The organism is Streptomyces sp. NBC_00435, from assembly GCF_036014235.1.
Lineage (GTDB): Bacteria > Actinomycetota > Actinomycetes > Streptomycetales > Streptomycetaceae > Streptomyces.
In genome coordinates this window covers 473,065-499,100 of the sequence record NZ_CP107924.1, presented here as the reverse complement: position 1 = coordinate 499,100, position 26,036 = coordinate 473,065, and the positions used below count along the sequence as shown (strand labels likewise).

Annotated in this window: 26 protein-coding genes; 13 read left to right on the top strand and 13 right to left on the bottom strand. The window is 74.3% G+C overall.

Features of this window, described 5'->3' with window-relative positions; all coding sequences use genetic code 11:
- Nucleotides 1-3 precede the first annotated feature (3 nt).
- Nucleotides 4-1,143 carry an ABC transporter ATP-binding protein gene (locus tag OG389_RS02295; RefSeq protein WP_328296749.1) on the top strand — a complete coding sequence of 380 codons (1,140 nt, stop codon included), beginning with the start codon at nucleotides 4-6 and terminating at the stop codon, nucleotides 1,141-1,143.
- Complete coding sequence (locus OG389_RS02290) at nucleotides 1,140-1,805, top strand: HAD family hydrolase (protein WP_328296748.1); 666 nt, start codon at nucleotides 1,140-1,142, stop codon at nucleotides 1,803-1,805. The genes OG389_RS02295 and OG389_RS02290 overlap by 4 nt, the downstream gene beginning before the upstream one ends.
- Before the next feature lie 85 nt (nucleotides 1,806-1,890).
- On the opposite strand, the gene OG389_RS02285 is transcribed toward OG389_RS02290, so the two are convergent.
- The 3 genes from OG389_RS02285 to OG389_RS02275 form a co-directional block, all read right to left on the bottom strand.
- Nucleotides 1,891-2,052 carry a hypothetical protein gene (locus OG389_RS02285; RefSeq protein WP_328296747.1) on the bottom strand — a complete coding sequence of 54 codons (162 nt, stop codon included), beginning with the start codon at nucleotides 2,050-2,052 and terminating at the stop codon, nucleotides 1,891-1,893.
- Between the two features lie 150 nt (nucleotides 2,053-2,202).
- Nucleotides 2,203-2,718, bottom strand: coding sequence for a hypothetical protein (locus OG389_RS02280; protein ID WP_328296746.1), 516 nt, complete (start codon nucleotides 2,716-2,718; stop codon nucleotides 2,203-2,205).
- A gap of 189 nt (nucleotides 2,719-2,907) precedes the next feature.
- A complete protein-coding gene (locus OG389_RS02275; RefSeq protein WP_328296745.1) occupies nucleotides 2,908-3,291 on the bottom strand; it encodes a cupin domain-containing protein in 384 nt (127 codons plus the stop codon).
- Between the two features lie 223 nt (nucleotides 3,292-3,514).
- Here OG389_RS02275 and OG389_RS02270 point away from each other — a divergent pair, with 223 nt between their 5' ends.
- Nucleotides 3,515-4,285, top strand: a complete 771-nt coding sequence (locus OG389_RS02270; protein WP_328296744.1) for a GntR family transcriptional regulator — start codon at nucleotides 3,515-3,517, stop codon at nucleotides 4,283-4,285.
- Here the strand turns inward: OG389_RS02270 and OG389_RS02265 are convergent.
- Together OG389_RS02265 and tmpA are read right to left on the bottom strand one after the other, a co-directional pair.
- The gene (locus OG389_RS02265) at nucleotides 4,275-4,880 is read right to left on the bottom strand and encodes a phosphonate degradation HD-domain oxygenase (RefSeq protein ID WP_328296743.1); all 606 of its coding nucleotides are present in this window, start codon (nucleotides 4,878-4,880) and stop codon (nucleotides 4,275-4,277) included. The two genes, OG389_RS02270 and OG389_RS02265, sit on opposite strands and share 11 nt — an antisense overlap.
- Nucleotides 4,877-5,986: a 2-trimethylaminoethylphosphonate dioxygenase gene (tmpA, locus tag OG389_RS02260; RefSeq protein WP_328296742.1), complete on the bottom strand. Its 1,110-nt coding sequence runs from the start codon at nucleotides 5,984-5,986 to the stop codon at nucleotides 4,877-4,879. Before tmpA ends, OG389_RS02265 begins: the two co-directional genes overlap by 4 nt.
- 324 nt (nucleotides 5,987-6,310) lie before the next feature.
- Between tmpA and OG389_RS02255 the strand changes: the two genes are divergently transcribed.
- Nucleotides 6,311-7,381 carry a DUF2330 domain-containing protein gene (locus tag OG389_RS02255; protein ID WP_443059409.1) on the top strand — a complete coding sequence of 357 codons (1,071 nt, stop codon included), beginning with the start codon at nucleotides 6,311-6,313 and terminating at the stop codon, nucleotides 7,379-7,381.
- A gap of 63 nt (nucleotides 7,382-7,444) precedes the next feature.
- Here OG389_RS02255 and OG389_RS02250 read toward each other — a convergent pair whose 3' ends face one another.
- Nucleotides 7,445-8,185: a phosphatase PAP2 family protein gene (locus OG389_RS02250; RefSeq protein ID WP_328296741.1), complete on the bottom strand. Its 741-nt coding sequence runs from the start codon at nucleotides 8,183-8,185 to the stop codon at nucleotides 7,445-7,447.
- Between the two features lie 294 nt (nucleotides 8,186-8,479).
- The gene (locus OG389_RS02245; RefSeq protein ID WP_328296740.1) at nucleotides 8,480-9,532 is read right to left on the bottom strand and encodes an alcohol dehydrogenase catalytic domain-containing protein; all 1,053 of its coding nucleotides are present in this window, start codon (nucleotides 9,530-9,532) and stop codon (nucleotides 8,480-8,482) included.
- Nucleotides 9,533-9,656: 124 nt separating this feature from the next.
- On the opposite strand from OG389_RS02245, the gene OG389_RS02240 reads away from it, so the two are divergent.
- Complete coding sequence (locus OG389_RS02240; protein WP_275432038.1) at nucleotides 9,657-9,782, top strand: hypothetical protein; 126 nt, start codon at nucleotides 9,657-9,659, stop codon at nucleotides 9,780-9,782.
- A gap of 58 nt (nucleotides 9,783-9,840) precedes the next feature.
- On the opposite strand, the gene OG389_RS02235 is transcribed toward OG389_RS02240, so the two are convergent.
- The 3 genes from OG389_RS02235 to OG389_RS02225 form a co-directional block, all read right to left on the bottom strand.
- The gene (locus tag OG389_RS02235) at nucleotides 9,841-10,629 is read right to left on the bottom strand and encodes an ATP-grasp domain-containing protein (RefSeq protein ID WP_328296739.1); all 789 of its coding nucleotides are present in this window, start codon (nucleotides 10,627-10,629) and stop codon (nucleotides 9,841-9,843) included.
- Nucleotides 10,626-11,609, bottom strand: a complete 984-nt coding sequence (locus tag OG389_RS02230; RefSeq protein ID WP_328296738.1) for an ATP-grasp domain-containing protein — start codon at nucleotides 11,607-11,609, stop codon at nucleotides 10,626-10,628. The genes OG389_RS02235 and OG389_RS02230 overlap by 4 nt, the downstream gene beginning before the upstream one ends.
- Before the next feature lie 148 nt (nucleotides 11,610-11,757).
- Entirely contained in the window at nucleotides 11,758-15,150 is a 3,393-nt protein-coding gene (locus tag OG389_RS02225; protein ID WP_328296737.1) for a hypothetical protein, read from the bottom strand.
- Between the two features lie 233 nt (nucleotides 15,151-15,383).
- Between OG389_RS02225 and OG389_RS02220 the strand changes: the two genes are divergently transcribed.
- The 7 genes from OG389_RS02220 to OG389_RS02190 all read left to right on the top strand — a co-directional run bounded on the left by OG389_RS02220 (nucleotide 15,384) and on the right by OG389_RS02190 (nucleotide 21,758).
- Nucleotides 15,384-17,030, top strand: a complete 1,647-nt coding sequence (locus OG389_RS02220; protein WP_328296736.1) for a sensor histidine kinase — start codon at nucleotides 15,384-15,386, stop codon at nucleotides 17,028-17,030.
- Entirely contained in the window at nucleotides 17,027-17,428 is a 402-nt protein-coding gene (locus OG389_RS02215) for a roadblock/LC7 domain-containing protein (protein WP_328296735.1), read from the top strand. Before OG389_RS02220 ends, OG389_RS02215 begins: the two co-directional genes overlap by 4 nt.
- Nucleotides 17,425-17,787 carry a DUF742 domain-containing protein gene (locus OG389_RS02210; protein ID WP_328296734.1) on the top strand — a complete coding sequence of 121 codons (363 nt, stop codon included), beginning with the start codon at nucleotides 17,425-17,427 and terminating at the stop codon, nucleotides 17,785-17,787. The genes OG389_RS02215 and OG389_RS02210 overlap by 4 nt, the downstream gene beginning before the upstream one ends.
- Nucleotides 17,768-18,445 carry a GTP-binding protein gene (locus OG389_RS02205; protein ID WP_443059192.1) on the top strand — a complete coding sequence of 226 codons (678 nt, stop codon included), beginning with the start codon at nucleotides 17,768-17,770 and terminating at the stop codon, nucleotides 18,443-18,445. Before OG389_RS02210 ends, OG389_RS02205 begins: the two co-directional genes overlap by 20 nt.
- Nucleotides 18,442-19,680, top strand: coding sequence for a cytochrome P450 (locus OG389_RS02200; protein ID WP_328296733.1), 1,239 nt, complete (start codon nucleotides 18,442-18,444; stop codon nucleotides 19,678-19,680). The genes OG389_RS02205 and OG389_RS02200 overlap by 4 nt, the downstream gene beginning before the upstream one ends.
- On the top strand, nucleotides 19,677-20,912 hold the full coding sequence (locus OG389_RS02195; RefSeq protein ID WP_328296732.1) for a cytochrome P450 family protein: 1,236 nt from the start codon (nucleotides 19,677-19,679) through the stop codon (nucleotides 20,910-20,912). Before OG389_RS02200 ends, OG389_RS02195 begins: the two co-directional genes overlap by 4 nt.
- Before the next feature lie 114 nt (nucleotides 20,913-21,026).
- Complete coding sequence (locus tag OG389_RS02190) at nucleotides 21,027-21,758, top strand: DUF7873 family protein (protein WP_328296731.1); 732 nt, start codon at nucleotides 21,027-21,029, stop codon at nucleotides 21,756-21,758.
- Between the two features lie 437 nt (nucleotides 21,759-22,195).
- Here the strand turns inward: OG389_RS02190 and OG389_RS02185 are convergent, their stop codons facing one another.
- The 3 genes from OG389_RS02185 to OG389_RS02175 form a co-directional block, all read right to left on the bottom strand.
- Complete coding sequence (locus tag OG389_RS02185) at nucleotides 22,196-22,924, bottom strand: anti-sigma factor family protein (RefSeq protein ID WP_328296730.1); 729 nt, start codon at nucleotides 22,922-22,924, stop codon at nucleotides 22,196-22,198.
- Nucleotides 22,921-23,502, bottom strand: coding sequence for a sigma-70 family RNA polymerase sigma factor (locus OG389_RS02180; RefSeq protein WP_328296729.1), 582 nt, complete (start codon nucleotides 23,500-23,502; stop codon nucleotides 22,921-22,923). Before OG389_RS02180 ends, OG389_RS02185 begins: the two co-directional genes overlap by 4 nt.
- Nucleotides 23,503-23,581: 79 nt before the next feature.
- Nucleotides 23,582-24,577, bottom strand: coding sequence for a DUF1996 domain-containing protein (locus tag OG389_RS02175; RefSeq protein WP_328296728.1), 996 nt, complete (start codon nucleotides 24,575-24,577; stop codon nucleotides 23,582-23,584).
- A gap of 205 nt (nucleotides 24,578-24,782) precedes the next feature.
- Between OG389_RS02175 and OG389_RS02170 the strand changes: the two genes are divergently transcribed.
- Nucleotides 24,783-26,036 (top strand): tetratricopeptide repeat protein, encoded by a 1,254-nt coding sequence (locus tag OG389_RS02170; RefSeq protein ID WP_328296727.1) that lies wholly within the window; start codon nucleotides 24,783-24,785, stop codon nucleotides 26,034-26,036.

The following is a 26,036-nucleotide window of genomic DNA, read 5'->3' as shown; positions in this document are numbered from 1 at the left end:
CGCATGTCCCTCACCCTTCCCGAGGCCAGGAAGCCCGCGGAAAGCGAAGCGGCCCCCGCCGGAGCCCGCGTCGAATTCCGCGGCCTGCGCCGCGCGTTCGGCTCCACCGTCGCCCTCGACGGACTCGACCTCACCATCGAGCCCGGCGAACTCGTCGCCCTCCTCGGCCCGTCGGGCTGCGGCAAGACCACCGCCCTGCGCGTGGTCGCCGGCTTCGAACAGCCCGACTCCGGCGAAGTCCTGCTCGACGGGGAGGACATCACCCGGGTCCCGGCCAACCGCCGCGATGCCGGGATGGTGTTCCAGTCGTACAGCCTCTTCCCCAACCTCAACGCCCGCGACAACGTCGCCTTCGGCCTGCGCGTGCGCAAGGTCGGCGCCGCCGCGCGCCGCGAGCGCGCCGCCGAACTGCTCGACCTGGTCGGCCTGCCGGACCACGGCGACCGCTACCCGCACCAGATGTCCGGCGGCCAGCAGCAGCGCGTCGCGCTCGCCCGCGCCCTGGCCCTGCGCCCCCGCGTCCTGCTGCTCGACGAGCCGCTCTCCGCGCTCGACGCGAAGGTACGGGCCAGCCTGCGCGAGGAGATCCGCCGGCTCCAGCTGTCACTGGGCATCACCACCGTCTTCGTCACGCACGACCAGGAGGAGGCCCTGTCCATGGCCGACCGGGTCGCCGTGCTCAACGCGGGCCGCCTGGAACAGTGCGCCGCCCCCGCCGAGCTGTACGAGCGGCCCGCGACGCCCTTCGTCGCCGAGTTCGTGGGCACCATGAACCGGCTCCGCGGACGGCTGGCCGACTCCGGGACGGTGGAGGTGGCCGGCTCCCGGCTGCCCGTGGACGGCCCGGTGCCCTCGACCCGGGACGTCGAGGTCCTCGTACGCCCCGAGAACATCACGGTGGCGGCGGACCCGCAGGGCACGGCCACCGTGGTGTCGGCCTCGTTCTTCGGGTCGGTGACCCGGCTCCACCTGGATCTGCCCGACGGCACCCGGATCAAGGCCGACCTGCCCTCGCGCGACGCGGGGACCCTCGTGCCGGGGGCGCGGGCGGCGATGGCACTGGCGCGGCGGCCCGTCCTCGTCGTCGCGGGAACCGCGGCCTCCGCCGCCACCGCCACGGCAACCGCGGGGAGCGGCTCATGACCGAACTCGCCGCCGTCCTCTTCGACATGGACGGCACCCTCGTCGACACCGAGGTCCTGTGGTGGCGGACCACCGAGGAGATCGCGGCGGGGCTCGGGTACGAGCTGACCGCCGCCGACGCGCCCGAAGTGGTCGGCCGGGCGGTGGAGGACACCGCCGCGCACCTCGTACGCGTCGCCCGTACCGGGGACACCGCCGAGGTGGCGCTGACCCTGACCGAAAGTTTCTTCCAGCGGGTCGAGGAGGGCGCGCCGATGCGGCCCGGGGCGCAGCGGCTGCTGACCGCCCTCGAGGCGGCGGGCCTGCCGTTCGCTCTGGTCAGCGCCTCGCCGCGGGTGGTCGTGGACTCGGTGGTCGGCGGCTCGCTGGCCCATGTCCCCTTCGCCTTCACCCTGTCCGCCGACGACACCGCCCTGACGAAGCCGCACCCCGACCCCTACAGGGAGGCAGCGCAGCGGCTGGGCGCGGCCCCGGAGGCGTGCGTGGCGGTGGAGGACTCCCCGGACGGCGCGGCCTCGGCGGAGGCGGCCGGTTGCGGGGTCCTGGTCGTCCCGTCCCTGCTGCCGGTGCCCGCGTCCCCGGTACGCACCTTCGCGCCCTCCCTCACCGAGGTGACCCCGGCCACTCTCCGGGCCTGCCTCGCGCCGGCCGCGAAGGCCTGAGGGGGCGGCCGTGTCCGGCGGGTCCGCCGGCTGACGGGCCCGCCGTGTCTGAAGTGCCGGCCGTTCCTGGCGGGCCCGCCGGCCCTCAGAGCCGGCCGTTCCAGGCGGGCCCGCCGCTCCCGCCGGGCTTCCGGTGGCGGCCGGACGGCGCTCCACCGGCTCCCTGCCAGTGGCTCGGTGACGGCCCGTAGCCCATCAGCGCCACCGGGCGGCGGGCCGGGTCCAGTCGGAGCAGCAGTTCGCGCATCCGGTCCCCGGTCGGGGAGGCGCAGCCCTGGGCGGGGCGGGGCGGGGCGGGGCCAGTCCCGGGGTGTCCGGCCGGGCTCGCGGCTGCACGCGATCGCCACGACGCGGTGTGCGCCGGGCGCTTGGAAGACCGGCAGGACCGGCAGGACGGTCAGTACCCCTGGACCGTCAGGTCGAGAAGGCGCAGGATCCCGTCCGCGTAGGCCGCCGACACGGAGCCCGGGCGCCCGGTCGCCGTGTCACGGAGGCTCGGCAGGGCGGCGCGGATGTGCGCGGCGCACTGGCCGTACAGGCCCGCCTCGTGCGAGCTCCCGTCGTCCTCGGCGCCGAGCAGCCGCAGCAGCGCCCAGAGCAGCGCCTCGCGGGTCGCCTGCCGGGGCGGGCCGGCGGACCACACGGCCATCAGGACACCGCACACCGCCGGGGCCGGCCCGCGCAGCCGCCCCAGATGGAAGGCGTGGCCCTCCAGCGCGTGGAACGCGGCCGGGTGGCCCTCGGCCGCGTCCCACAACGCATCCACGAGATGTCCCGCCGGTCGGCCGCAGCCGCAGTCGACGGAGTCCCAGTGGTGCCGCGCGATCTCCCGGCCCACCGTGTCGGGCACCAGCGGGCTGCGGCGCGGCTGCTTGTCCGTCCGCTTCGCGGTCTGCTTCTCCGTGGCTCTCACGGGAGAATTATGGGATCAGGCCGACGGACGGTCCAGAGCCGCCCCCCGCGGTGCGGGCGGAGCGGGCGATCGGTCGGTCAGTGGCCGGAATGCGGCCGGTGTGGCTCCCGTCGGGCTCCGGTCGTCGGGAGCCCTGGCAGGCGGTCGATCACCGGGGCGCCGGCGGGCCGATCAGCGGTCATCGGGATGTCAGTGGCCGTGACCCTGGCAGCCGCAGCCCTTCGCCGCGCCGCGCGGCAGACCCTCCGTGAACTCGCTCTGCGAGAAGACGGCCAGGACCGTGGCCGGCTCGGTGCCGTGGTTGGCCAGGGTGATCACCTTGCCGGCCGGCAGCATCGCGAAGCTGCCCGGGGTCACCGTCTTGGCGCCGCACCCGCACGAGGCCTCGACGGTGCCGGCGACCCCCGTGAGCAGCAGCTCCGACGCGCCGTGCGCGTGGGCCGGGATCGTGCCGCCGGCCGGCACCTGGATCCGTACGGCCGCGAGGTCGCGGAACGGCCCGCCCTCGGGGTCGAGGCGCAGCACCGGACGGCCGGCGGTGTCGGGGGTGGTGTCGATGATCATGCCGAACATGGGTGGTTCCTCTGCGGATCGGAGTGCGGCCTCGCCGGGGGTGGCCCGGCGGAGCCGCAGGGGCGGAGCACGACCTGGGGCCGGCCGGGGCGGGACCACGCCGGGCCGCCGGTCATTTCGGTCATGGTCCGAATTTAGGCGACGCGCATCGTCTAAAACCGGGGCGGAACGTCCCGACCTGCCGGGTCTTTCGCCGCTGTCGGGCCGTGGCAGGCTGGGGCCCGTGAACGAGGCACCGAGCGACCCGGAACGCAGGACACCGCTCTACCGGAAGGTCGCCGGGGACCTGCGGACCGCCATCACCGCGGGCGAGTACGGCTCGGGCGCACGACTGCCCGCCGAGGACGAACTCGCCCGCCGCTACGGCGTCTCTCGGGGTACGGTCCGTCAGGCGCTCGCCGCACTGCGCACCGACGGGCTGATCACCTCGCGGCGCGGCACCCGCCGGGTCGTGCTCGGCGGCGGACCGCGCGAGTCCGGGGGCGTCGCGGAGCTCCGCAGCTTCACCCGGTGGGCCCGCTCGCTGGGCGAGGAACCCGGCGGGAGGACCGTGACCGTGGAGCCGGGCGGAGCCGACGCCGAGGAGGCGGAACAGCTACGGATCGACGCGGGCGCCCCCGTCCGCCGCGTGCTGCGGCTGCGCACCCTGTCCGGGGCCCCGGTGATGGTGGAGCGCACGACGTACCCCGAGGCGGTCGGTGCCCTGGTCGCGGCCATGCCGCTGGACACGATCTCGTACTCCGAGCAACTCGCTCTGCACGGAGTCCTGTTCACCGACGCCCACCACACCATCGACATCGCGGCGGCGGACGCGCGGGACGTGGAGCTGCTGGGCTGCCGGGCCGGCGAGGCGCTGCTGCGCGAGCGGCGCCGGTGCACCGACCCGGCAGGCGTGCCGGTGGAGTGGTCGCAGGACCGTTACCTGCCGGGCACGGTGGCCTTCACGGTGCACACGACGGCCGCCAGCGCGCTGGGCCGCCTGCTCACTCCCTGAGCAGCAGCCCCTCCAGCAGCGGCCGGAAGTGGTCGAAGCCCGCAGTGGCCAGCCCGGGATCCTTGGCCTGCTCGTCCCAGCGCCGTACGGCCACCGCGTCGGCCGCACCCGGCAGCGCCTCGAAGGCGCGGGCCTGGGCGGCGCTCATCGGGCCGCCCTGGACGCGCAGGGTGTGCACGGAGGCCTTGGAGAGCAGGTCGAAGTAGCCGGGCTCGGTCGTGCACAGGTAGCGCTTGGCGGCCACGTGCAGGCGGACCGGCTCGGTCACCTCCGGCCCGAACCACTGGCCGAGCCAGTCCGCCCCCGTGTGGCTGTGGCGGTTGTCCAGGCCGCCGTCCATGAGGTCGCGCCCGGTCACGGTCCCGTGGAAGTGCCCGATGTCGTGCAGCAGCGCGGCCGCCACCAGGTGGGCTGGGGCCCCGGCGGCCTCGGCGAGGGCGCCGGCCTGGAGCATGTGCCCGGCCTGCGTGACGGCCTCGCCGAAGTATTCGGCGAGGCCGTCACCCTCGAAGAGGAGGGCCAACGCGTCGATCGGGCCGACGGCGGCGGTGCTTGTGCCTGCGTTTGCGTTTGCGCTCGTGCCGGAGGTCCTCACGCGGAGGCTCCTTCGCGGCGCAGCACGGCAAGGGTGGACAGCAGCCCGTCGACATCGGCGTACGTCCCCTGGAGGTGACGTCCGCCCGATTCGGCGAAGGCGGTACGGGCGTGCAGCAGACGGGTGTTGTCGAAGACCACGCAGTCCCCGGGTGTGAGCCTGAAGTCGAGCCGGAGCGCCGGCCGTTCCAGCAGCTCGCCGAAGAGCCGGTAGGCGGCGTAGAACTCCTCCAGCACGCCGGCCGGTTGGTGCAGGGTGGAGATGGACCGGTTGTTGAAGCGGACCTCGCGGACGCGCCCGAGCGGGTCCAGGCCGATCAGCGGCCGGTGGGCCCGCAGTTCGCAGCGCGCGTCGGCGAAGACGAACTCGACGGGCATCCGGGACAGCACCTCGAAGGCCGCGGGCTCCCGCTCGCGCAGCAGCGCTGCGGCGTGGAAGCCGTCGACCAGGCCGGAGTCGCCGCCCCGGGCCTCGTTGCGCAGGCAGTGCAGCAGCTGCAGGGTCGGTACCGGGTCCCGGTAGGGGTTGTCGGTGTGCGGGGTGATCCGCGCACCCGTGAACGCCAGGTTGCTGGGCTCGGCCTCGACGCGGACCTCGAAGAGCTCGCCGTAGTTCGTCTCGCGGACGAAGCCGAAGGTGCGCGCCACGTCCAGCACCATCCGGTCCCGGCAGGGCACGTCCCGCAGCAGGACGAACCCCAGCCGGACCACGCTGTCCAGGGCCCGCTCGCGGACCTCGGGGGAGCCGATGTACGCGTCCCAGCCGGCCTCCGGGACCCGCCCGTCCAGATCCGCCGCGGCCCACAGCTCCTTGTCGGCCTCCGTCCGGCCGTCCCCGGCCCGGCGGTACGCCGGTCCGCCGGGGCCGTGCGCGTCCAGCCAGCCGGCGGCGTACACGGAACGGTGGCCGTCCGGCCGCCACACCACCTCCCAGCCGGGTCCGCCGTCGGCGGCGGACGCCTCGCGCACGGAGCCGACGGCCAGCCCGGCGGGCAGCTCGGTGATCTGGAACAGCTTCTGGCCGGTGCGCGGGTCGCGGCACTCCGCGCAGGGGCAGTTGTCGCGCAGCCAGGGCGCGGGCGGGCGGGTGATCGCCGTCGGGGACATCGTGGCTCCTACCATCCGGGAAAGTTGTATATACAACTCTGGCCCTCCGTAGCGTGACAGGACCGGATGACCGGCAGATGGCGAGCAGGTGGCCGGAACCGGATCGCCGCTTCCGCCGTCTGAGACCGCGGGCGGACGGGCCGGAGGTTCCGCGAGCGGCTGTGGGGAAGAGCGCGGGAAGGCGTGGGGAACGGCGTGGGCAACGGTGTGCGGAAGCGTGCGGGCAGCGGCGCGGACGGCGGTACGGGCTCGGGCGTAGCCGTGGACGAGGGTGCCGCCAAGGCCGTGCGGGCGGGCTCGGATGTGCGGCGAAGGATCGCGGTACTGCTGTTCGCGCTGCTCGCGACCCAGTTGGGTTCCCTGGTCAGCCCGGCCTACGCCTGCGGCTGCGGGGCGATGATCCCGGACGGCGTCTCCCGGATGGGGGTCGCCCGGGAAACCTCCGTGGTGCGCTGGGACGGCCGGACCGAGCAGATGGCGATGCGGTTCACGGTCGGCGGCGACGCCAAGCGGGCCGCGTGGATCATGCCAGTGCCGGGGCGGGCCGCGGTGCGCCTCGGCGACCCCGGTCTGTTCTCGCAGCTGGTGGACCTGACCGGGCCCGAATACCGGACCCGGCACTACTTCTGGCCCCGCCGCGGCGACTGGCCCTTCGACTCGGGCAGCCGGGACACGGCCGGAGCGACGCCGCCCGGCAGCGGGGAGGCGGGGGTCGGCGTCGTCGGCCGCGAGCGGCTCGGCGACTTCGACGTCGCCCGGCTCACGGCGACCGACCCCGACGCACTGGGCGACTGGCTGGAGACCAACGGCTTCAAGCTCCCCGACGGCCTCACCGCGGACCTGAAGCCGTACGTGGACCAGCGCTGGGAGTACGTCGCTGTACGCCTCGTCCCCCGGGAGGCGGGCGGCGCCCTGCGCGGCACCCTGGACCCGCTCCTGATCCGCTTCGAGAGCGACCGGCTCGTCTACCCGATGCGGCTGTCCCGGCGGGCCGGGAGCGCCCAGTCCCTGGGCCTGTACGTACTGGCCGACCACCGCATGGAGCCCGCCTCCGCGATCGGCGGCGACACCCCCGAGGTGACCTTCGCCGGGCGGATCACCCCGACGGGACAGGTCGCCGAGTTCGCGGGTGCGGCGCCGGTGTTCCTGACGGCGATCGATCAGAGCTTCCCGGTCCCGTCCCGCATCGACGGCGACCACGAGCTGCGCGCCGCCGCGGGCGACACCCCGTACCGGCGGGTCGAGTACACCGACGAGCTCCGCACGGCCGGCGGCATCCCGGTCTGGATCCTGACGGTCGCGGGCGCGCTCGGGGTGGCCGTGGTGGCGGCCCTGGCCGTCCTGCGGCTGCGACGCCGGGGCCGGGCTCCGTCGGTGGACGGCCGGCGCGGGTAGCCCGGAAGGGCGGGGGAGGCGCCGCCAGGGCCGCTGCCCCGCCCTGGAAGCTGTCCGTGCCGCTCAGCGGGCAGCGGACCGCGGCGAGCGAGGGCCCTGCCGGCGCGGGCGCGGGCGCTCCGCCTCGCGGGTCAGCGCCGGGGCGCAGAGCCACCACGCCAGCAGGCCGGTACCGGCGCCGGCCACCGCTCCGGCTGCGGTGTCGCTGAGCCAGTGCGCGTGCAGCCAGGTCCGGCTCCACATCATCGCCAGCGTGAACAACGCGCCGCCCGCCCACCAGGCCCGGCGCCGGGCGGCCGGGACGAGGAGCGCCCCGACGAGGACGACCAGGAGCGCCGCACCGGCCGCGTGTCCCGAGGGGAAGGAACCGTGGTCGACCCGGACCAGCGGATCCGCCGGGCGCGGCCGGTCCACCAGGTGCTTGAGGCTCTGGACGACGAGCATGTTGCCGGCCATGTACGCGGCGAAGAGGAAGCCCGCCGACACCCAGCGTCGCCGGACGACCAGGAGGAGCAGCAGGGCGAGCGGGACGACGGAGCCCAGGGGGCCGCCGAACCAGTTCAGCCCGGCGGCGACCGCGGAGGGGAAGCCTTCGTGCGGTCCGCCCATCCACGTCAGCCAGCGGTCGTCGAAGTCCTGGAAGGGCGGGCGGGTCACGTCCTGGCGGACGACGAGCGCGAGTACGGCGGCGGATCCGAGCAGTCCGGCTCCGAGGGCCAGCATGCCGGTACTCCGGCGGACCCCGGCCGGTAGGGGCGCGGGCGCGTCGGGTCTGGCGGGCGGGGAGACGGGGATGGTGGACATGGCTGTGCCTCTCGCGGCTCGGGGAGGTGAGGGGTGCGGGAATGAGGGGGTGCGGAGTGAGGGGGTGCGGGAATGAGGGGGTGCGGGAATGAGAGGGGTGCGGGAGTGAATGAGGGCGGCCGGAATCGCGCCCCGGGAGCAGGAACGCATCCCTGATTACACGTGTAATCAGGGACTGTAGCGACGCGCTCGCGCCCACCACAAGCCCCGGCCTGCGGATTTCCCCTCAAGGACCGCCCGGCGGCGGGGGCGGTCCGCAGAGCCGGAACCGTCCCCGCGCGGCCCCTGCGGCCCCTACCGTCCCCGCGCGGCTCCCGGCCGGATGACCGTGACTCCGCGGCCGGGCGCCGTGCCCATCGCGGCCAGCGCGTCCGGCGCCGCGTCCAGCGGGATCGTGTCCGTGACCAGCAGGTCCGGCCGCAGGTCCCCGGAGCGGACCAGCTCCATCATCGGCGGATACGCGTGCGCCGCCATGCCGTGGCTGCCGAGGATCTCCAGCTCCCACCCGATGACCCGCTCCATCGGGAGCGTCGCGGCCCCCTGCGCGGCCGGCAGCAGCCCGACCTGGACGTGCCGCCCGCGCCTGCGCAGCCCGGACACCGAGGCCGCCGCCGTCGCCGCGGACCCCAGGGCGTCGAGCGACAGATGTGCTCCGCCGTGCGTCAACTCCCGTACGGTCCCGGCGGCGTCGCCCCGCGCCGGATCCACGCAGTGCGAGGCTCCGAACGCCGCCGCCAGCTCCAGCGCCGCCGGTGAGGTGTCCACGGCCACCACCCGGGCCCCCGCCGCCACCGCGATCATCACGGCCGACAGCCCCACACCGCCGCAGCCGTGCACGGCGACCCACTCGCCCGGGGCCACCCGTCCCCGCGCGACGACCGCCCGGAAGGCCGTCGCGAACCGGCACCCCAGCGCGGCCGCCGTGTCGTACGAGAGCTCCTCGGGCACGGCCACCAGGTTCACGTCGGCGTGGTCCAGTGCCACGTACTCGGCGAAGGATCCCCAGTGTGTGAATCCCGGCTGCGTCTGGCGGGCGCACACCTGGTGCTGTCCGGCGGCGCACTCGGGGCAACGGCCGCACGCGCAGACGAACGGGACCGTCACCCGGTCCCCCGTACGCCAGTCGGCGACCCGGGAGCCCACCGCCACGACCACACCGGCCAGTTCGTGGCCCGGCACGTGCGGGAGCCTGACGCCGGGGTCGTGTCCGGCCCACGCGTGCCAGTCACTTCGGCACAGCCCGGTCGCCTCCACCCGCACCACGACCCCGCCGGCGGCCGGAACCGGATCGGCCACGTCCCGTACCTCGGCCCGCTCCCCGTACCGCTCGAAGACCACGGCGCGCACACCGACCACCTCCACCCGCTCGGCGCCCGACCCGATCGACGCGCGCGACCCGCTGGATCCGCTTGTCCGCCCCGGGCCCGGATGCGAAGCTGCGGTGACCACCACACACCATCAGGGGGACCCCATGACCCGCAAGCGCGCCGCGGCCGCCGCCGTATCCGTCCTGCTCGCCCTCACCGTGACCGCGCTCGGCGCGAGCTCCCAGGCCTACGCGGCTGCGGGGGACAAGAAGGTCGAGGTCATCAAGTAGCGGGAGCGGGCGCCGAGGGCGGTGATCTCCGTCCGCCCACGACCGCCCGGCTGAGGTCCTAGCCCTTGGCGCGCCGCAGGGTGAGTTCCGCGAGGGCCTCGGGGGCGCCCGGCTGTTCGCGGATGCCGGGGAAGGCGTTGATGTCCACGATCAGCGGGGCGCCGTCGGCCGTGGCGATGATGTCCACGCCGTAGACGTCCAGGGAGAACACCTCGCCGACCTGGCGGGTCAGGTCGGCCCAGCCCGCCGGGAGCCGGGGCAGCGGTAGGGTCGGGCCGCGTCCCTCCGGGGAGAGTTCGGAACGGCGCAGCGCGGCGAAGACCTGGTCGCCGATCGCCCACAGTTTGTGGTCCCAGCCGTTGTTCGCGGCGAAGTCCTGCACCACCACCGGCTCGTCGGGCCAGCGGTCCGCCAACTCCCGCAGCTCCGCGTCTGCGTCGACCCGGGCCACGAGGTCCTCGCGGCGGCTGTGCCGGCTCTTGACGACCACGGGGGAGTCCACGGTCACCGCGGCCGCCCACCCCGCGAGCGCGTCGAAGGTGCGGGTCCCCGCGAACGGCAGCCCGGCCCGGACCGCCAGCTCCGCCATCAGGGTCCGGTCCTGGCAGAGCGTGGTCGCCGCGGCCGAGTTCACCACCGGAGCCCCGCGCCGCTCCAGCCGCCGGGCCAGGTCCAGCCCGCGCGGGGTGTGCGCCTTGAGCAGGTATACGTCGGCCGGTGCGCCGCAGGCTCCGTCCGCCGCGCCCGGATCCAGCAGCTCCACCCCGTGCCCGGCGGCCCGCATCAGGCCGGCGGCCGCCGAGAGCAGCGGATGCCCGGGGTTGTCCGTGATCAGGCCGATCCTCATACAGGGTCTCCCGCCGTGGGGCCCGTCGAAGCCGTCGACGCCGTGGAAGTGGTCGAAGGGCCTACGGACGTCGCCGTCGCCGTCGCCGTGGCCTGGACCGGGATCGACACCGCCGGCCCCGCCCCGCGGTGGGCATGGGTGGTACCCGTCCCGCCGGCACCACCCGTACCGCCGTCCCGCGCGAGGTCCAGGACCGCGCGGGCCACTCGGGCAGCCGCGTCCGGGACCTGGCGGAAGCTCGGGAAGTCGTTCACGTCCACGACCACCGGCCCGTCCGGGCCCAGCAGTACGTCCACTCCGTACAGGTCGAGCCCGTAGACCGCCCCGACCCGCGCGCCGATCTCCGCGATCTCGGCGGACAGCGGGACGAGCCGCTCCGGGACCGGGGTGTCCGGGTGCAGGGGGGAGCGGCGCTCGGTGGCGAAGAGCTCGCCGCCGACCGCGTAGACCTTGATGTCGGTGCCCGGGTTCGGTACGTACGGCTGGGCGATGAGCATGCCCTCGCCGGACAGTTCGGGGAGCATCGCGGCGAGCCGGCACGGCGAGGACACCAGGTGCACGGCCCGGCCCGAGCTGCCGTCGGCGGGCTTGACGACCAGCGGGTACTCCGAGTCCGGGATCTCCATGAGCAGTTCCGGCCGGGCGGCGGCGTACGTCGGCGGCAGCGGTAGCCCGCGGTCCCGGCCGATGGCGGCGGCCAGCGCCTTGTCCCGTACGCCCCGGATCGAGCGGGCGTCGTTGACCGTGGTGGTCCCGGCCGCGGCGGCGGCTTCGAGCAGGGTGAGCCCCGGCCCGCCCGAGACGGTCTTGAGTACCCAGGCGTCATGGGCGCCGGCGTCGACCGCCTCGCTCATCCGCAGCAGTGAACCGCCCGGCCGCAGCACATCCACCCGGTGGCCCCAAGCCTTCAACTGCCGGACCACCTCGTTCGGCATTCCGTCGTGGCGGTAATGCTCCTCCACCAGGAAGCAGAGCCTCATGGACCTTCCCCATATTCCCCGGACGTCCGCCGATCCCGTCCGGCGAGTTGTGACGTCACAGGATGTCATGGAGCACAATGTGATGATCGGTCCGTCCGAGGCCGTCCGAGGCCGTCGGCCGTGCCGGCTCCGCCCCCTGTAGCCGGCCCTACTGCGTCGTCGCAGCGAACGCCGCGTCCCTGACCTCCACTTCCGGATGCCGGCGCAGTTCGCGCAGGAGCTCCCGCCACTGCGGCGGCCAGCCGTGGAGCCGGCCGATGCCGTCGGTCAGGGCGGCGGCGAACAGGCCGGACACGGCGCCGCCGTCCGAGGCGAGGGCGCGTACGGTTTCCAGCGCGCTGCCGGGGTCCGGCAGCGGGTCCCCGTAGCCGTACCGGGACTTCAGCTGCGCGGCGGTGGCGTGCGCCAGGCCGGGCCGGCCGTCGTGGGCGGCGACCAGGTCCCGCAGTGCCGACCGCGGGGCCGCCGGGTCGGAGGGCTCCGCCCGCAGGTCGAGGGCCCGCAGCAGCAGGTTCACCCGGGCCTCGATCAGCAGGGGTTCGCCGGCCAGTTGGCGAAGCACCGCCCCGCGCACGGCCGGGAGATCGCCCAGTTCCCTCGCGTGGACCAGCAGTTCCCGCAGCCGCCGCAGGGCCGGCCGGTCGCGCTCCGCCTCCGCGTCCGGTTCCTCACCGGACCGCACGGTACGGAGCAGCTCCGCCACCGCCCGGTGGAACTGGCTTCCGGGTTCCGCGCCGCCCGCCGGGTGGGGCAGCCCGGACGCCGCTGTGTCGGCCAGGGCCGAGGCGGCCCGCTGCCCGCCGACGCGCGAAGAGAGGTCGCAGACCGCCAGCCGCAGGGTGTCCGCGGCCTCGGGCGCGTAGGTCACCCACTTCGGCAGGCAGTAGTAGTACGAGAGCGCGCCCTCGTCCGATTCGGCGCCCACCTCGATCGCGGCCGCCACGAGGCGGGCGTAGCGCGGCCGGTGCGGCAGGGGCACGTCCAGCACGTCGGTGAGGACGAGCACGAAACGGCTCTCCGCGGATCCCCGGACGGCGGCCTCCAGCAGCTCCCAGGCCGCCGCCGCGGGCAGCAGCCCGACGGCGAGCCGCATCGCCGTGGCCTTGAGGTCCCGGTGGGCCGCGGGGTAGCGCCCGATCCGGCCCAGCAGCTCGGCCGCGAGCTGGGGCGGCAGCAGCCGGGCCGCCAGCCGGGCGGCCTCCCTGCGGCTGGTCACCTTCACCTCCCGGTCCGGGTCGAGCAGTTCGGTGAGCCGCCCGGCGAGTACGGAGGGCGGGGTGGCGGCCGCCGCCCGCCCGGCGGCGTAGAGCGCGACCCGGGCACGGTCGTCACCGCTGTGCGCGAGCAGGTCGTCCAGGGCCGCCGCGGGCTCGACGGTCCGCGCCGCCGCCAGCGCCGACTCGGACAGCAGGACGTCCGAGGAGTGCGCGTACTCCCGTACGAGGTCCAGCCCGTGGTCGGGGATCAGCGCCGCCTCGCGGACCAGCGACGCCCGGCTGTACAGCGGCCCGGGGTCGTCGCGGACGGCGGACGCCGCGAGGCGGGCCGCCGCCTCCTGCTGGCGCGGCAGCCACCGGGAGGCCTGGGCGAAGTCCGGCAGCGGACGGGCGGAGCCCTCGCGCAGGAACCGTCCGTAGGGCGGGTGCTCGGCGAGCAGGACGTCGAGCAGGTCGGTGCGGTGCCGGGACAGGACCTCCCGCACGCGCCTCAGCGCGACCGCCGACGGCTCCCGGGCCAGCAGCTCCACCGCCCGCTCCTCGCGGGTCGCGGGGTCGGACAGCCAGGCGTTCGCGAGTGCCGGGAGCGTCTCGTCCTCGCACCGCCGAAGCGCGTCCGAGAGCATCAGCTGGAGCTCGGGCAGGCGGCCGGAATCGGTGTCGAGGAAGCCGGCGAGCTTGACCAGCGGGCCGAAGTCGCCCTTCTCGGCGGCCCGGTCGGCCCACGGGCGCAGCGCCGCGAACACCTCGGGCTGCCTTCCTCGCCGCACGGGCCACTCGTACCCGCCGAGCATGGCCCCACCGGTGTGATCGACGAGGTGGCACAGGCCGCGCAGTGCCCAGTCGAGTGGACCGGGCCCCGCGGCGGGCTCCGCGAGCACGGCGAGGACCAGGCTCCGCACGGCGTCCCGCGTGGCGTAGGAGGTGTCCCGGGCCTGGAGGGCGTCCAGGACGATCGTGTCCAGGTGACCCGGGGACGTCGGGGAGTCCAGCAGGGCGGGGGGCAGGTCCACCAGCTCCGCGAGTACGGCGGAGCGTACGGCGTCGCGCTCGTTGCGCAGCCTGCGCGCGATGAGGGCGAGGACCTCGGCCACCGCTCCGGGGTCGCCTGAGCGGCCCGCGTTGTCGAGGAGCATGACCCAGGCGTCCGCGCGCAGCTCGGCGTCGGAGCTCGCGCAGGCGGCCAGGATCTCGGGGCGCGCCTCGGCCACCGGGAGGCAGACGAGGGCGGCGGGCAGCTGCCCGGGCGCCAGCCCGTCGGCGCGCTCGCGGGCCACGGCGAGGCGTACCTCAGTGTGGCGCCGCGCGGGCGGGAGGAGGTCCAACAGCGGGTACACGCCGGTGGCCGGACTCCCCGTGGAGGGTAGGAGGCCCTGCGTCAGCCCGTCGTAGAAGGCCTCGCGGCGGGCCGGCGGCAGGGCCTTGAACAGGGCGGCCAGCACCTGCGGACGGGGCCGCAGCCAGCGCCGTCCGAGGCGGGGCAGCGAGGGCGGGTCGGCTTGCGCGAGGCGGCGCAGCACGGAGGGGGCCGGAGCGGGTTCGTGCCGCCGCGGCTCGCGCGCCGGATCGGCCAGCCACCGTACGAGGCGTTCGGCGTCGGCGGCGGCGAACAGCCCGAACCGGTCCCGTAGGGCGGGCCCCACCGCGCCCGGACTGTGGCGTTCCAGCAGGCCGAGCACGCGCAGCGGTTCGGCGGGGGCGGCGGCGGCCAGCCCGGGAGCGCGGCGTGCCCACCAGGAGTCCCGCAGTGCGGCGGGGAGCGCGGCGAGCTCGGCGTCCGCCTGGTCGAGCACCGGTCCGGGGTGGTGCAGGGCCAGGCGGACCCAGTCGGTCACGGAGTCGGCGAGTTCCGGCAGCAGCCGGGCCACCGCCTCGGGCCCGCAGGCGGGCAGCAGGACCGCGGCCTCGCCGTCGCCCCACTGGCTGCGCAGCCGGGGCAGGAGGGCTTCGGCGAGCGCCGTGCGTCCGCCGCGCCGGACGGTCCGCGAGAGCTGCCCGCGGACCTCGGCGGAGGCGTCGGCGTAGGCCGCGGCGATCGCCTCGTCGGGCACCGGCAGGGCGCGGGCGGCCCGCAGGGCGTAGCCGCGGACCACCGGGTCGGGGTCGGCGAGCCGGGCGGAGAGGTACTCGGTGCGCCGCCCGGCGAACGCGGCGAGGGCCGCCAGCCTCCGCTCGTACCGTCCCAGGCCGTCCAGTTCGGCCAGTACGGCCTCCAGCTCGCCGGTGGCCGCCAGGTCCCGGGCGGTGGTGGCGGCGAGGCGCAGCCGGGCCTGGTGGGGGAGCGGTTCGAGCGAGGCGAGCAGCTGTTCGGTGAGGCGAGACATGGGGCCAGTGTGCTTGGAAGTGCGGTCGGGATGAAACGGGTTTCGGGCCCTCGGGGCGCTGGTGGATGTTCGAACTTTCATGGGCGCAAAACGTAGGAGAAAGGCACTTAATGGTCATCAGTGATGTGAAAACTTGTCAGACGCTGTCCAAAAGGATCAACAACTCTCCTATAGTGATGCCTCGTTGCCAGGAACCTTCTCCTCCATTTACGCCCGGTATGAGGCTTTGATTGATGACGGCGTCGCCCTCCCCCCTTCGCCCCTCCGCGCTGGCCCTGCTGATCACCGCAGTGGCCGGTGGCGCGCTCTCCACGGCGGCGGTGGCCGCGGCCCCGTCGTCCATCGGCACCCCCCTCGCCTGGTTCTCCGGCGCGGGTGTGCTGCTGCTCGCGGTCGCGGCCTTCGCCGTGACCTGGTCCGCGCGCACGGCCAGGATCCAGCGCGGCCGGATATCCGGCCTCACCGCTGAACTCGCGGCCCGTGACGGCCACATCGCCCGGCTGATCTCCGACGCGACCCGTGACGCCGCCGCGCACACCGGCGAACGCGCCCGCCTCACCGGCGAACACGCCGCTGCGCTGGAGCACCTCGAGGCCGAACACGCCTCCGTGCTGCGGCAGCTGACGGCCGCGCACACCGCCGAACTCGACGGACTCGCCACCGCCCAGAGCGCCTCCCGTGAGCGGCTCGGCGGGCAACTGCGCCGCGCCGAGTCGGGCCGGGCCGCGGCCATGGCCGCCGCGGCCAACGCCGCGGGCCGGATGCAGGCCCTGGCCACCGGGATGCTCGCAGACCTCCGCGACATGGAACACCGGCACGCCGCCGAGGACGTACTCGGCGACCTGCTCCACCTCGACCACCGCACGGCCCAGGCCGGCCGCCTCGCCGACTCCATCGCCGTCCTGACCGGAGCCCGTTCGGGCCGGCGCTGGGCGAAGCCGATCGTCATGGAGTCGATCCTGCGCGGCGCGATGGGCCGCATCGGCGGCTACCAGCGGGTCAGACTGCACTCCACCAGCGACGCCGCCGTCGCCGGGCACGCCGCCGAGGGCGTCATGCACGCGCTCGCGGAACTCCTCGACAACGCGGCGAACTTCTCGCCGCCGACCGCCGAAGTCCACGTCTACGTGGAGGAAGTGCCGTCAGGGATCGTCATCACCGTCGAGGACAGCGGTCTGGTCATGAGCGAGGTCCAGCTCCGCCGCGCCGAACAGGCCGTCACCGCCGAGTCCCTGGACCTGGCAGGACTGTCCGGAACCCGGCTCGGCCTCGCCGTCGTCGGCCGGCTCGCCCGCAAGCACGGGCTGACCGTCTCCTTCCGGCCCTCCGCGCGCGGAGGCACGGGCGCACTGATGATGCTCCCGCAGGACCTGATCAGCCGCACGGCCGCCGACGCCCTCGCACCGCCTCCCGCGATCCCGGCGCAGCCGTCCCCGGGCACGGCGCCCGGGTTCTCCGCCGCGACCGCGCCCGCGGCCCCGCCCACACCGCCGGCGGACGCCGAGCCCGAGGCCGTGCACGACACCGCGGCCGGGCAGCCCGACGCCGCCCGCGCGAAGGACCGTACGCGGGACCCGGACACCGGCGCCGCCGGCGAACCGGACGCCGAACCCACCGGCGAGCACCCGCACTTCGGCGACAGCGGCCTGCCCCAGCGCCGCCGCGGACGGACCCTGGCCGCCGCCCATCCCGAGGGACCGGACACCGCGGGCTCACGTACGGCCGCGGCACCGGCGCCCACCGGGGCGTCCCGGTCGGCCGCGCGCTTCGGCAGCTTCCGCCAGGCGGTCCGCGACGCCGCGGGCCCCGGCGCCGCCGGCCCCGGCGACGAGCAGCAGCCCGAGCACACCCCAGACCTGGAAGGCAATACGCGATCATGACCGGCTTCACCACCGACGAGACGCTCAACTGGCTCCTGGAAGGCCTCCTGGAGCGCACACCGGGTGCCCGCCACGCCCTCGTGCTCTCCCGCGACGGCCTCAAGCTGTGCCGCACGCCCGAGCTCTCCGTCGACCAGGCCGACCAGCTCGCCGCGATCGCCGCCGGCATCCAGAGCCTGTCCCACGGGGCGTCGATCGAGTTCGGCGACGGAACCGGCGGAGTCCGCTCGGCCATGGCCGAGTTCTACGGCGGGATCCTCTTCATCGTCGAGGCGGGCGAGGGCGCCCACCTCGCGCTCGTCGCCACCGAGGAGGCCGACGCCGGCCTCGTCGGCCACAACATGTCCGAACTGGTCGAGCAGCTCGGCGAACACCTCATCGCCAGGCCCCGGGGATGAGCCGCCCCCGGCCTGGCCGGGACGACTCCCCGGACCGGCTCTACACCCTCACCGGTGGCCGCAGCAGCTCCGGGTCCGACGTCTTCGACCTGGTCACCCTGGTCGTCGCCGAATACGACCCGGTGCCCGGGATGCAGTCCGAACACGCGGCGATCCTGCGGATGTGCCAGTTCCCGACGGCCGTCGTGGAGATCGCGGCGGAGCTCGGACTGCCGGTGTCGATCGTCCGGATCCTGCTGGCCGACCTGCTCGGAACCGGACGGATCAGTGCCCGGCACCCCCGTACGGCGAACTCGGCGTACCGCCTTCCCGACCCCGACATCCTGGAGCAGGTGCTCGTTGGACTCCGCAATCTCTGACGCGACGATCCCCGACGCCGCGCGGCCACACACCTCCGAACCGTTCCAGCCCCGCAGGGCACTGCGCAGCACCGCCGACAACGGACTGAAGATCGTCATCGTGGGCGGCTTCGGCGTCGGCAAGACCACCATGGTCCGTTCGGTCAGCGAGATCCGCCCGCTGAACACCGAGGAGACCATGACCAAGGCCGGCGAGGCCGTCGACGACGTCGACGGGATCGCCGGGGTCGCCGGCAAGACCGCCACCACCGTGGCCTTCGACTTCGGGCGCATCACCCTCGACGCCCGCAACGTGCTCTACCTGTTCGGCGCCCCCGGCCAGGAGCGGTTCTGGTTCCTCTGGGACCGGCTCTTCTCCGGCACCCTCGGCGCGGTCGTCCTCGTCGACACCCGGCGCCTGGCCGACTCCTGGTACGCCATCGACCGGCTCGAACACCACGGCACGCCCTTCGTCGTGGCCTGCAACGACTTCGGCGGCCCCGCGCACACCACGGAGCAGATCCGCGCCGCGCTCGACCTGCCGGACGGCGTCCCGCTGGTCTTCTGCGACGCCCGCTCCCGGGAGTCCAGCAAGCACGTCCTGATCTCCCTCGTCCAGCACCTCCAGACGGCCGCCGCGCCCCGCCCCCCGTCCCAGACCCCGGAGCCCACCCCGTGACCTGCCCCGTCGCCCCCGAGCACCAGCCCGTCTTCCTCGGCGGCCCCCGGTTCCAGACCGACCCGGTCGAGCTCTACCGGGAGATGCGCCGCGACCACGGCGCCGTCGCCCCGGTCGTCCTCGACGGCGACGTACCGGCCTGGCTGGTCCTCGGCTACCGCGAGCTGCACCAGGTCACCAGCGACCCGGTGCTCTTCTCCCGGGACTCCGAGCTGTGGAACCAGTGGGACCGGATCCCCGCCGACTGGCCGCTGCTCCCGATGATCGGCCGCAAGCAGCCGTCGATCCTCTACACCGTCGGCGAACGCCACCGGGAGCGGGCCGGCGTCATCTCCGACGCCCTCGAGTCCGTGGACCCCTTCGAACTCAAGGGACACGCCGAGCGGTTCGCGGACGAGCTGATCGACCAGCTGTGCGGCAAGGGATCCTGCGACATCGTCGGCGAATACGCCATGCTGCTGCCCCTGCGCGTCCTCGCCCGCCTCTACGGATTCTCCGACGAGCAGGGCCCCGGCCTCGTCACCGCCATGAACGACATGATCAACGGCCGGGAGGGCGCCCTGGAGGGCCAACGCCACCTCGGCGAGTCCATGTTCGCGCTGCTCGCCGCCAAAATGGCCGAGCCCGGCCCCGACGTGGTCTCCCGGATGCTCGCCAACCGGGCCGGCTTCACCGTCGAGGAGGTCGCCCAGGACCTCATGGTGATGATGGCCGCCGGCCACCAGCCCACCGCCGACTGGATCGGCAACTCCCTGCGCCTGATGCTCACCGACGACCGGTTCGCCGCCTCCCTCGCGGGCGGCCGGCACAGCGTCGGCGAGGCCATGAACGAGGTGCTGTGGGAGGACACCCCCACCCAGAACGTCGCCGGCCGCTGGACCTCCCGCGACACCCACCTGGGCGGTCAGCGCATCGGCCGCGGCGACCTCGTCCTCCTCGGTCTCGCCGCCGCCAACGGAGACCCGCACGTGCGCACCGACGCAGGCGCCCTCACCGGCGGCAACAACGCCTTCTTCTCCTTCGGGCACGGCGAACACCGCTGCCCCTTCCCCGCGCAGGAGGTCGCCGAGGTCATCGCGCGCACGGGCATCGAGGTGCTCCTCGACCGGCTGCCCGACGTCGACCTCGCCGTACCGGCCGGGGACCTGGCCCGCCGCCCCTCGCCCTGGCTGCGCGGCCTGACCGCCCTGCCCGTGACCTACACCCCGACCCCCGCCCTTGGAGCCACCCGATGACGTGCCCGATCGACCACACCGGCCCCGCGGCCATCACCCTGGACCCCTTCGTCACCGACCTCGACGCCGAGAGCGCCGCACTGCGCGCCGCCGGCCCGCTGGTCCAGGTGGTCCTCCCCGGCGACGTCGGCGTGTACGCCGTCACGCACCACGCCGAGGCCCGCAAGCTGCTGACCGATCCCCGGATCGTCAAGGACATCAACGCGTGGGGCGCCTGGCAGCGCGGTGAGATCCCGCTGGACTGGCCCCTGATCGGCCTCGCCAACCCCGGCCGCTCGATGCTCACCGTGGACGGCGAGGAGCACCGCCGCCTGCGCACCCTGGTCGCGCAGGCCCTGACCGTGCGCCGGGTGGAGAAGCTGCGCGCCGGGATCGAGGCGCTGACCACCGGGATGCTGGACGAGCTGGCCGCGCTGCCGGCCGGGGAGACGGTGGACCTCAAGGCGCGGTTCGCGTACCCGCTGCCGATGAACGTCATCAGCGACCTGATGGGTGTCGACGCCGCGGAGCACCCGCGCCTGAAGGCCTTGTTCGAGAAGTTCTTCTCGACGCAGACGCTGCCCGAGGAGGTGCCGCAGATGATGGCGGACCTCGGCGCGCTGTTCTCCCGCATCGTCGAGTCCAAGCGCGAGAACCCGGGCGACGACCTCACCAGCGCCCTGATCGAGGCCTCGGAGGACGGTGACCACCTGACCACCGAGGAGATCACCAACACCCTCCAGCTGATGGTCGCGGCCGGTCACGAGACCACGATCAGCCTGATCGTCAACGCGGTCGTCGCCCTGGAGAGCCACCCCGAGCAGCGTGCCCGCGTCCTGAAGGGCGAGGTCCCGTGGGAGAACGTCATCGAGGAGACGCTGCGCTGGTCCACCCCGACCTCGCACGTCCTGATCCGCTTCGCCGCCGAGGACGTCGAGGTGGGTGACCGGATCCTGCCCAAGGGCGAGGGCCTGATCGTCTCCTTCGGCGCGATCGGCCGTGACGAGGCCCAGTTCGGCGGGACGGCGGGGGAGTTCGACGCCACCCGCACGCCGAACCGCCACATCTCCTTCGGCCACGGCCCGCACGTCTGCCCCGGCGCGGCCCTCTCCCGCCTGGAGGCCCTGGTGGCCCTCCCGGCCCTGTACGCCCGCTTCCCGGACCTCACCCTCGCCGTCCCCCCGGCCGAGCTCCGCAACAAGCCGATCCTGACCCAGAACGACCTCTTCGACCTCCCGGTCCGCCTGGCCTGATCCGCCGCCGCTCCCGCCCCCTCGCACACCACCGAGGGGGCGGGTCCCGGTGCCGGGTGCACGCCCCCCGTTTAATCGGATGAGCTTGCGGCGAAGGGTTGTTAGGTTCACCGTGTGCCGAAGCTGAATCAGATCATCGCAGTCGAAAAGGGCGTCAAGTCCAAGGCCCTCCAGGAGCTCACCCAGGCTCACCAGGATGTGCAGAAGCCCGCTCTGCTGGCCGGTATCGCCCGGATCTACCAGCCCAAGGACGAGGAGGGCGAGCAGCTGCCGCCCGAGTCCACACGGGTGCAGATCAAGGCCGAGGACGCGCTGCGGGCGACCGCCGGGACCCTGACGCGGCTCTTCGACGTGACGGCCACCAAGGACTGGGCGAACCGGGCGGCGGTCGCCGACGTCGTGGTCGACGGAACCGTGCTGCTGCCCCAAGTGCCCGTCCCGTACCTGCTGTTCCTGGAGAAGCAGCTCACAGACCTGCACACCTTCGTGCGCAAGCTGCCGGTGCTCGACGCGTCCGAGTCGTGGAACCTGGATCCGTCGACCGACTCGTGGAAGACGGACCCCGTGCGGACCATCCGTACGAAGAAGGTCCCGCGCAACCACGTGAAGGCCGAGGCCACGGAGAAGCACCCGGCGCAGGTCGAGGTGTACTACGAGGACGTGGCGGTCGGTTACTGGACCACGGTGAAGTTCTCCGGCGCGCTGCCCGCCCGACGGGTCAACGAGTTGCTCGACCGCGTCGAGAAGCTCCAGCAGGCCGTCAAGTTCGCCCGCGAGGAGGCGAACAACACCGAGGTCACCGACCAGCGGGTCGGCGACGTGGTATTCGGCTACCTCTTCGGGTAGCCCCACATTCGCCCCCCGTCGCGAGCGGGGGGTGCGCGATGAGCGCAAGCTGAAACTGATGTTGAAGCTGATGAAGGGGTGTCAGTTGGGGGTTCGAATCCCTCCCCCCGCACCACGTGCGGGGGTGGCCCAAACCTGGCAGAGGCGGCCCCGTCAATCTCAGATTCTCGCTCCAGTCTCAGTATTCGCCGCCGAACACCGGATCGACCGAGCGCGGGCGAACATCGACGGATGGGGGTTCAAGTCCCCTCGGCGGCTCTCTCGTGCCGCTGTAGTTCAACGGCAGAACACGTCGATCTCAACATGACCCGCGGATCTTAAACGCCGCCGGTGTGCGCAAATGGGTGGCAAGCTGGAGCCCGGGAGCTGGACATGCTCCCGGGCTCCGTCACGTTCCCCGCTCGGACCGGCGGACGGCCGGTCCGACCGGGGAACGGTTACGCGGCCACCGGGACCGAGACGAACTGCACGCCCGACTCGTTCTCCACCAGGACCGCCCGCACGTCCGCGGGGTCCACCGCCGCCGACCCGTCCAGGGCCGCGCCCTTGCCCTCTCCGTGCTCGGCGGTACCGACCACCCAGCCGCCCGCGACGGTGCGCGTACCGTCCCTGGAGAGCACGACGATGCGGCAGCGCTCGCCCGCCCTGATCCCGGTGACCGCCGCGTGCACCCGTACCCACTTGGCGGCGGGCGTGACCTGTACGGTCATCCGCGCGCCCGTACCCGAGTCCGTCGCGGAAGCCACCCTGGTCCCCGCCACCGGCGGCGAGGGCTGCGCCGAGACCGTGGGAGTCGGCAGCGGCAGGGCCTCGGCCCCGGCGCTCCCTTCACCCATCCGGGTCCCGGCCCAGAACACGGCGGCCAGCGAGGCCGCCACGGCCAGTCCCGTCAGCGCGCCCCGGCGCCGGCGCGCCCCGGTCACCTCCTGGCGCATCTGCCGCAAGGTGCGCTGCAGCAACAGGTCCCCGCCCTGCGGCGGGCCGTCGAGGAAAGCCTCGGCCGGGACCTCGCCCAGCGCCGCCTCCATCTCACGCAAAGCCGTCACCTCCTGACGGCACTGCACGCAGCCGTCCACGTGTTCCTCGACCCGGCGGACGTCCGCGTCGTCCAGGACGCCGAGAACGTACGGGCCGAGCAGTTCCTCCTCGTGCCGCTGCCGGTTCATGCCACCACCTCCTGCAGTCCGCCGGGCCGTTGGGAGGGCCCGCCCGTACGTGTGCTTTCCCTGAAGACTTCCCGCAGTGCCTTGAGCGCGTAGTGCGCCCGCGATTTCACCGTGCCCGCCGGGATGCCGAGGGTGTCCGCCGCCTCGGCGACACTGCGCTGGCGGTAGTACAACTCCGTCAGCACGTCCCGGTGTTCCGGCGACAGCCGGTCCAGCGCGCCCAGCACGGTCATCGTGTCCACCACCGCGTCGGCGTGGTCCGCCTCCACCGGCGGGTGCGCCGGCGAGCCGGAGACCTCCGGCGGCCGGGCCGCCTTGGCCCGGTACCGGTCGGTGATGATGTTGCGGGCCACCGTGAGCAGCCAGCCGCGTACCGAGCCCTTCCCGTTCACGAGGGCCTCGGAATGGCGCCAGGCCCTGATCAGGGTCTCCTGGACGACGTCCTCGGCCGCGGCCCGGTCGCCGGTCAGCCGGGTGGCGTACGCGAGCAGGGCGTGGCCGTGCTCCTCGTACACCGACTTGATCAGTGCTTCGTCGGTCGTGCCCCGCCGATTGCGGGGCCACAGTGGTACGGCCATCTCACCCTCTCCGTCTTTCTCGCTCACCTGGTGCGGTCACAACACGCCACGTACGGGCTCCGGGTTCAGGTGACCTGCGTCACTCACAGCTGCGGCCCTGGTTGAGGCAGTCCACGACCTGCGCCATCCGCGGCCCGGTCATCACGTTCACGAACATGCCGTGGTCCGTCCTGGGGCTGTGCCGCTGCTCGGGGAATGAGTCGAGCGCGACGGGCGCCCCGGCCGGCACCTCGTAGGCCAGGGAGATCCGCAGCTCGGGTACGGGGAAGGTGCCCTGGGGGCAGACGCCGCCCGCGGCCGGGAAGAGCAGGTGGGAGCGGTGTCCGGGGCTGGTCGTGTCCAGACCGTTCCAGCAGCTCGGGAAGGTGAGCGTACGGGTGAGGCGCTCGCCCGCCGGACACAGCGGATAGCGGGTGGTGTACCGGTCGGGGAAGCCCGAGCAGCCCCAGCGGGCCCGTACGTCCTCGTCGGAGCCCGCCGTGAGGGCCACGGCGTCGCCCGTCATCGCGTTCAGGAACCGGGGCATCGCCACCACCTTGCTGACCGGGCTGCCGAGGAACTCCACCGACACCGCCGCCTCGGGCAGGATCCGGCCCGTGTTGCCGTGACCCGCCGAGCCCTCGTGGGGATGGTCCCCGGGCAGGTCCGTGCGGCGCAGCACGGGCCAGTAGTACGTGGAACGGTCCCCGTCCGCGCAACTGGTGGCGGCCGCGTCCAGCGAGGCCTCGGTGGAGAAGGCGTCCGTGGACAGGTTCCCGACGTAGGCATGCGTGTGGTGGGCGCCGGAGCGCAGCCCCGGCGAGACCACCAGGTTGTCCTCGTTGTAGTGGCCCTCCGCATTGCGGCCGCAGTCCACCGACACCCGGCCCGTCGAGGCGTCCGGCCCGTTCGCGCCGGGCCCGGCGGGGCCGGGCGGGACCTCGCGGATGTCCACGTAGTCGGCGGGCACGGGACCGGCCGCCCCTGCCGGCGGGCGCGGGCCGCCCACTCGCGCGGCCCCCAGTGCGGCAGCGGTCAGCCCGCCGGCCAGCACCAGGCAGACCAGCAGCGTGAGCAGTCGGTGTTCGTTCCCCATGCGGGTCACGGTTGCCGCCCGCCCCCGCCGGCGTCAACCTGGCGTCCGCAGGGCGGTCACCGCCCGCCCCGGCGCCGCACTGCGTTGAAGCTGTTGCACGGGCGGGCCCCGCCGGCCTGGCCCCGCAACCTTTGCCGCCCTTCGGCGGTTCACAGGGCAAAGCAACCTTCTCGAGCGACCCGCATCGCAAGGAAGGACCACCGCCGTGCCCGCTTCCAACCACCTCCTGCACCGCCTGATCAGGGAAACCGGCTGGACCTACGAAGCCCTGGCCCGGCGGCTCAACGCGAGCGCGCTCGCAGCCGGCCTCACCACCGGCTACGACCGGACCTCGGTCGCCCACTGGCTGCGCGGCAGCACGCCGCGCGACCCCGTCCCCGGCCTGCTCTGCGAGATCCTCGCCGGGAGGCTGGACCGGCCCGTCGGCCCGGCCGACATCGGCATGGACCGCGCCGCCGTGGACCACACCGGCCACGACCCGGCCCCCGGCCTCCACGCCAGGGCGGCGGAGCTCCTCGCCACCGTCCCCGGTCTCCACCCCCACCGCCGGCCCCGGACCGCGGGAGAAGCGCACCGGGTCCCCGAACAGCGTGACCGCGGCGCCGATGCCGCGGGCGGCCAGGTCCCGGCCCTGTCGCACACGGAGCTGCGCCGGGCCGCCGAGAGCTTCTTCACCGGCCAGGTCGACGCCCTCGGCGGGGATGCCACCGCGCCCGTACTCCTCGCGTACCTCCGGAGCACCTTCCGCACGGTCCTCACCGGCCGCGGCGAAGGCACCCTGTCGGCCCTGGAGATCGGCCACGCGGCACGTACGGTCCTTCTCCTGGCCCGTAGTTACGCCGACCAGTGCTCCTTCGCCGAGGCGCGGCGGACCCTGAGCCGGGCCGCCTCCCTCGCGGTGCTGGCGGGGGAGCCCTCCACCCAGGCCATCGCCCTGCGGATGCTCGGCCAGGACGCGCTGGAGCAGGACCAGCCGGCCGTCGCGCTCTCCTACGTACGCCGGGCACTGGAGGTCGCCCCGCGGACACCCGTCGCCGTGCAGGCCTTCGTCGCGGCCCAGGCGGCCCAGGTGCACGCCACTCTCGGCCACCGCACACAGGCCCTGGCCTGGCTGGACACCGCGGACCGGCTGCAGGGCCTGGCCGCGGGCGACACGGACCCCTTCCACACCTACCGTCCGGCCGCCCTGCACTTCAAGCGCGCCGTCGTCCTCGGCCTGCTCGGGGACCACCCGGCGGCCCATGCCGCCCTGGACGCCTCGCTGGCCGCCCGCCCCGCGCAGCAGGAACGCGCGATCATGCTCACCCACGTGGAGCGGGCCAGGCTGTACCGGCTCACCGGCCACGAGCGGGAGGCCGACGCCGAACTGCGGTGCGCCGAAGCCCTCAACCGGGGGGTCCACTCCCCGCGTGCCGGCCGGGAGATCGAACTCCTCGGCCCGGGCGCACGCCCGCGGTGA

Bases quoted from the DNA above. Each gene is read 5' to 3' on its own strand.
- OG389_RS02235 (WP_328296739.1), bottom strand. From the start codon at position 10,629: ATGAGGATCGGCCTGATCACGGACAACCCCGGGCATCCGCTGCTCTCG.
- OG389_RS02230 (WP_328296738.1), bottom strand. From the start codon at position 11,609: ATGAGGCTCTGCTTCCTGGTGGAGGAGCATTACCGCCACGACGGAATG.
- OG389_RS02250 (WP_328296741.1), bottom strand. From the start codon at position 8,185: ATGTCCACCATCCCCGTCTCCCCGCCCGCCAGACCCGACGCGCCCGCG.
- OG389_RS02295 (WP_328296749.1), top strand. From the start codon at position 4: ATGTCCCTCACCCTTCCCGAGGCCAGGAAGCCCGCGGAAAGCGAAGCG.
- OG389_RS02225 (WP_328296737.1), bottom strand. From the start codon at position 15,150: ATGTCTCGCCTCACCGAACAGCTGCTCGCCTCGCTCGAACCGCTCCCC.
- OG389_RS02240 (WP_275432038.1), top strand. From the start codon at position 9,657: ATGACCCGCAAGCGCGCCGCGGCCGCCGCCGTATCCGTCCTGCTCGCC.
- OG389_RS02285 (WP_328296747.1), bottom strand. From the start codon at position 2,052: ATGCGCGAACTGCTGCTCCGACTGGACCCGGCCCGCCGCCCGGTGGCG.
- OG389_RS02210 (WP_328296734.1), top strand. From the start codon at position 17,425: ATGAGCCGCCCCCGGCCTGGCCGGGACGACTCCCCGGACCGGCTCTAC.
- OG389_RS02220 (WP_328296736.1), top strand. From the start codon at position 15,384: ATGACGGCGTCGCCCTCCCCCCTTCGCCCCTCCGCGCTGGCCCTGCTG.
- OG389_RS02180 (WP_328296729.1), bottom strand. From the start codon at position 23,502: ATGGCCGTACCACTGTGGCCCCGCAATCGGCGGGGCACGACCGACGAA.
- OG389_RS02290 (WP_328296748.1), top strand. From the start codon at position 1,140: ATGACCGAACTCGCCGCCGTCCTCTTCGACATGGACGGCACCCTCGTC.
- OG389_RS02275 (WP_328296745.1), bottom strand. From the start codon at position 3,291: ATGTTCGGCATGATCATCGACACCACCCCCGACACCGCCGGCCGTCCG.
- OG389_RS02215 (WP_328296735.1), top strand. From the start codon at position 17,027: ATGACCGGCTTCACCACCGACGAGACGCTCAACTGGCTCCTGGAAGGC.
- OG389_RS02195 (WP_328296732.1), top strand. From the start codon at position 19,677: ATGACGTGCCCGATCGACCACACCGGCCCCGCGGCCATCACCCTGGAC.
- tmpA (WP_328296742.1), bottom strand. From the start codon at position 5,986: ATGTCCCCGACGGCGATCACCCGCCCGCCCGCGCCCTGGCTGCGCGAC.
- OG389_RS02175 (WP_328296728.1), bottom strand. From the start codon at position 24,577: ATGGGGAACGAACACCGACTGCTCACGCTGCTGGTCTGCCTGGTGCTG.
- OG389_RS02185 (WP_328296730.1), bottom strand. From the start codon at position 22,924: ATGAACCGGCAGCGGCACGAGGAGGAACTGCTCGGCCCGTACGTTCTC.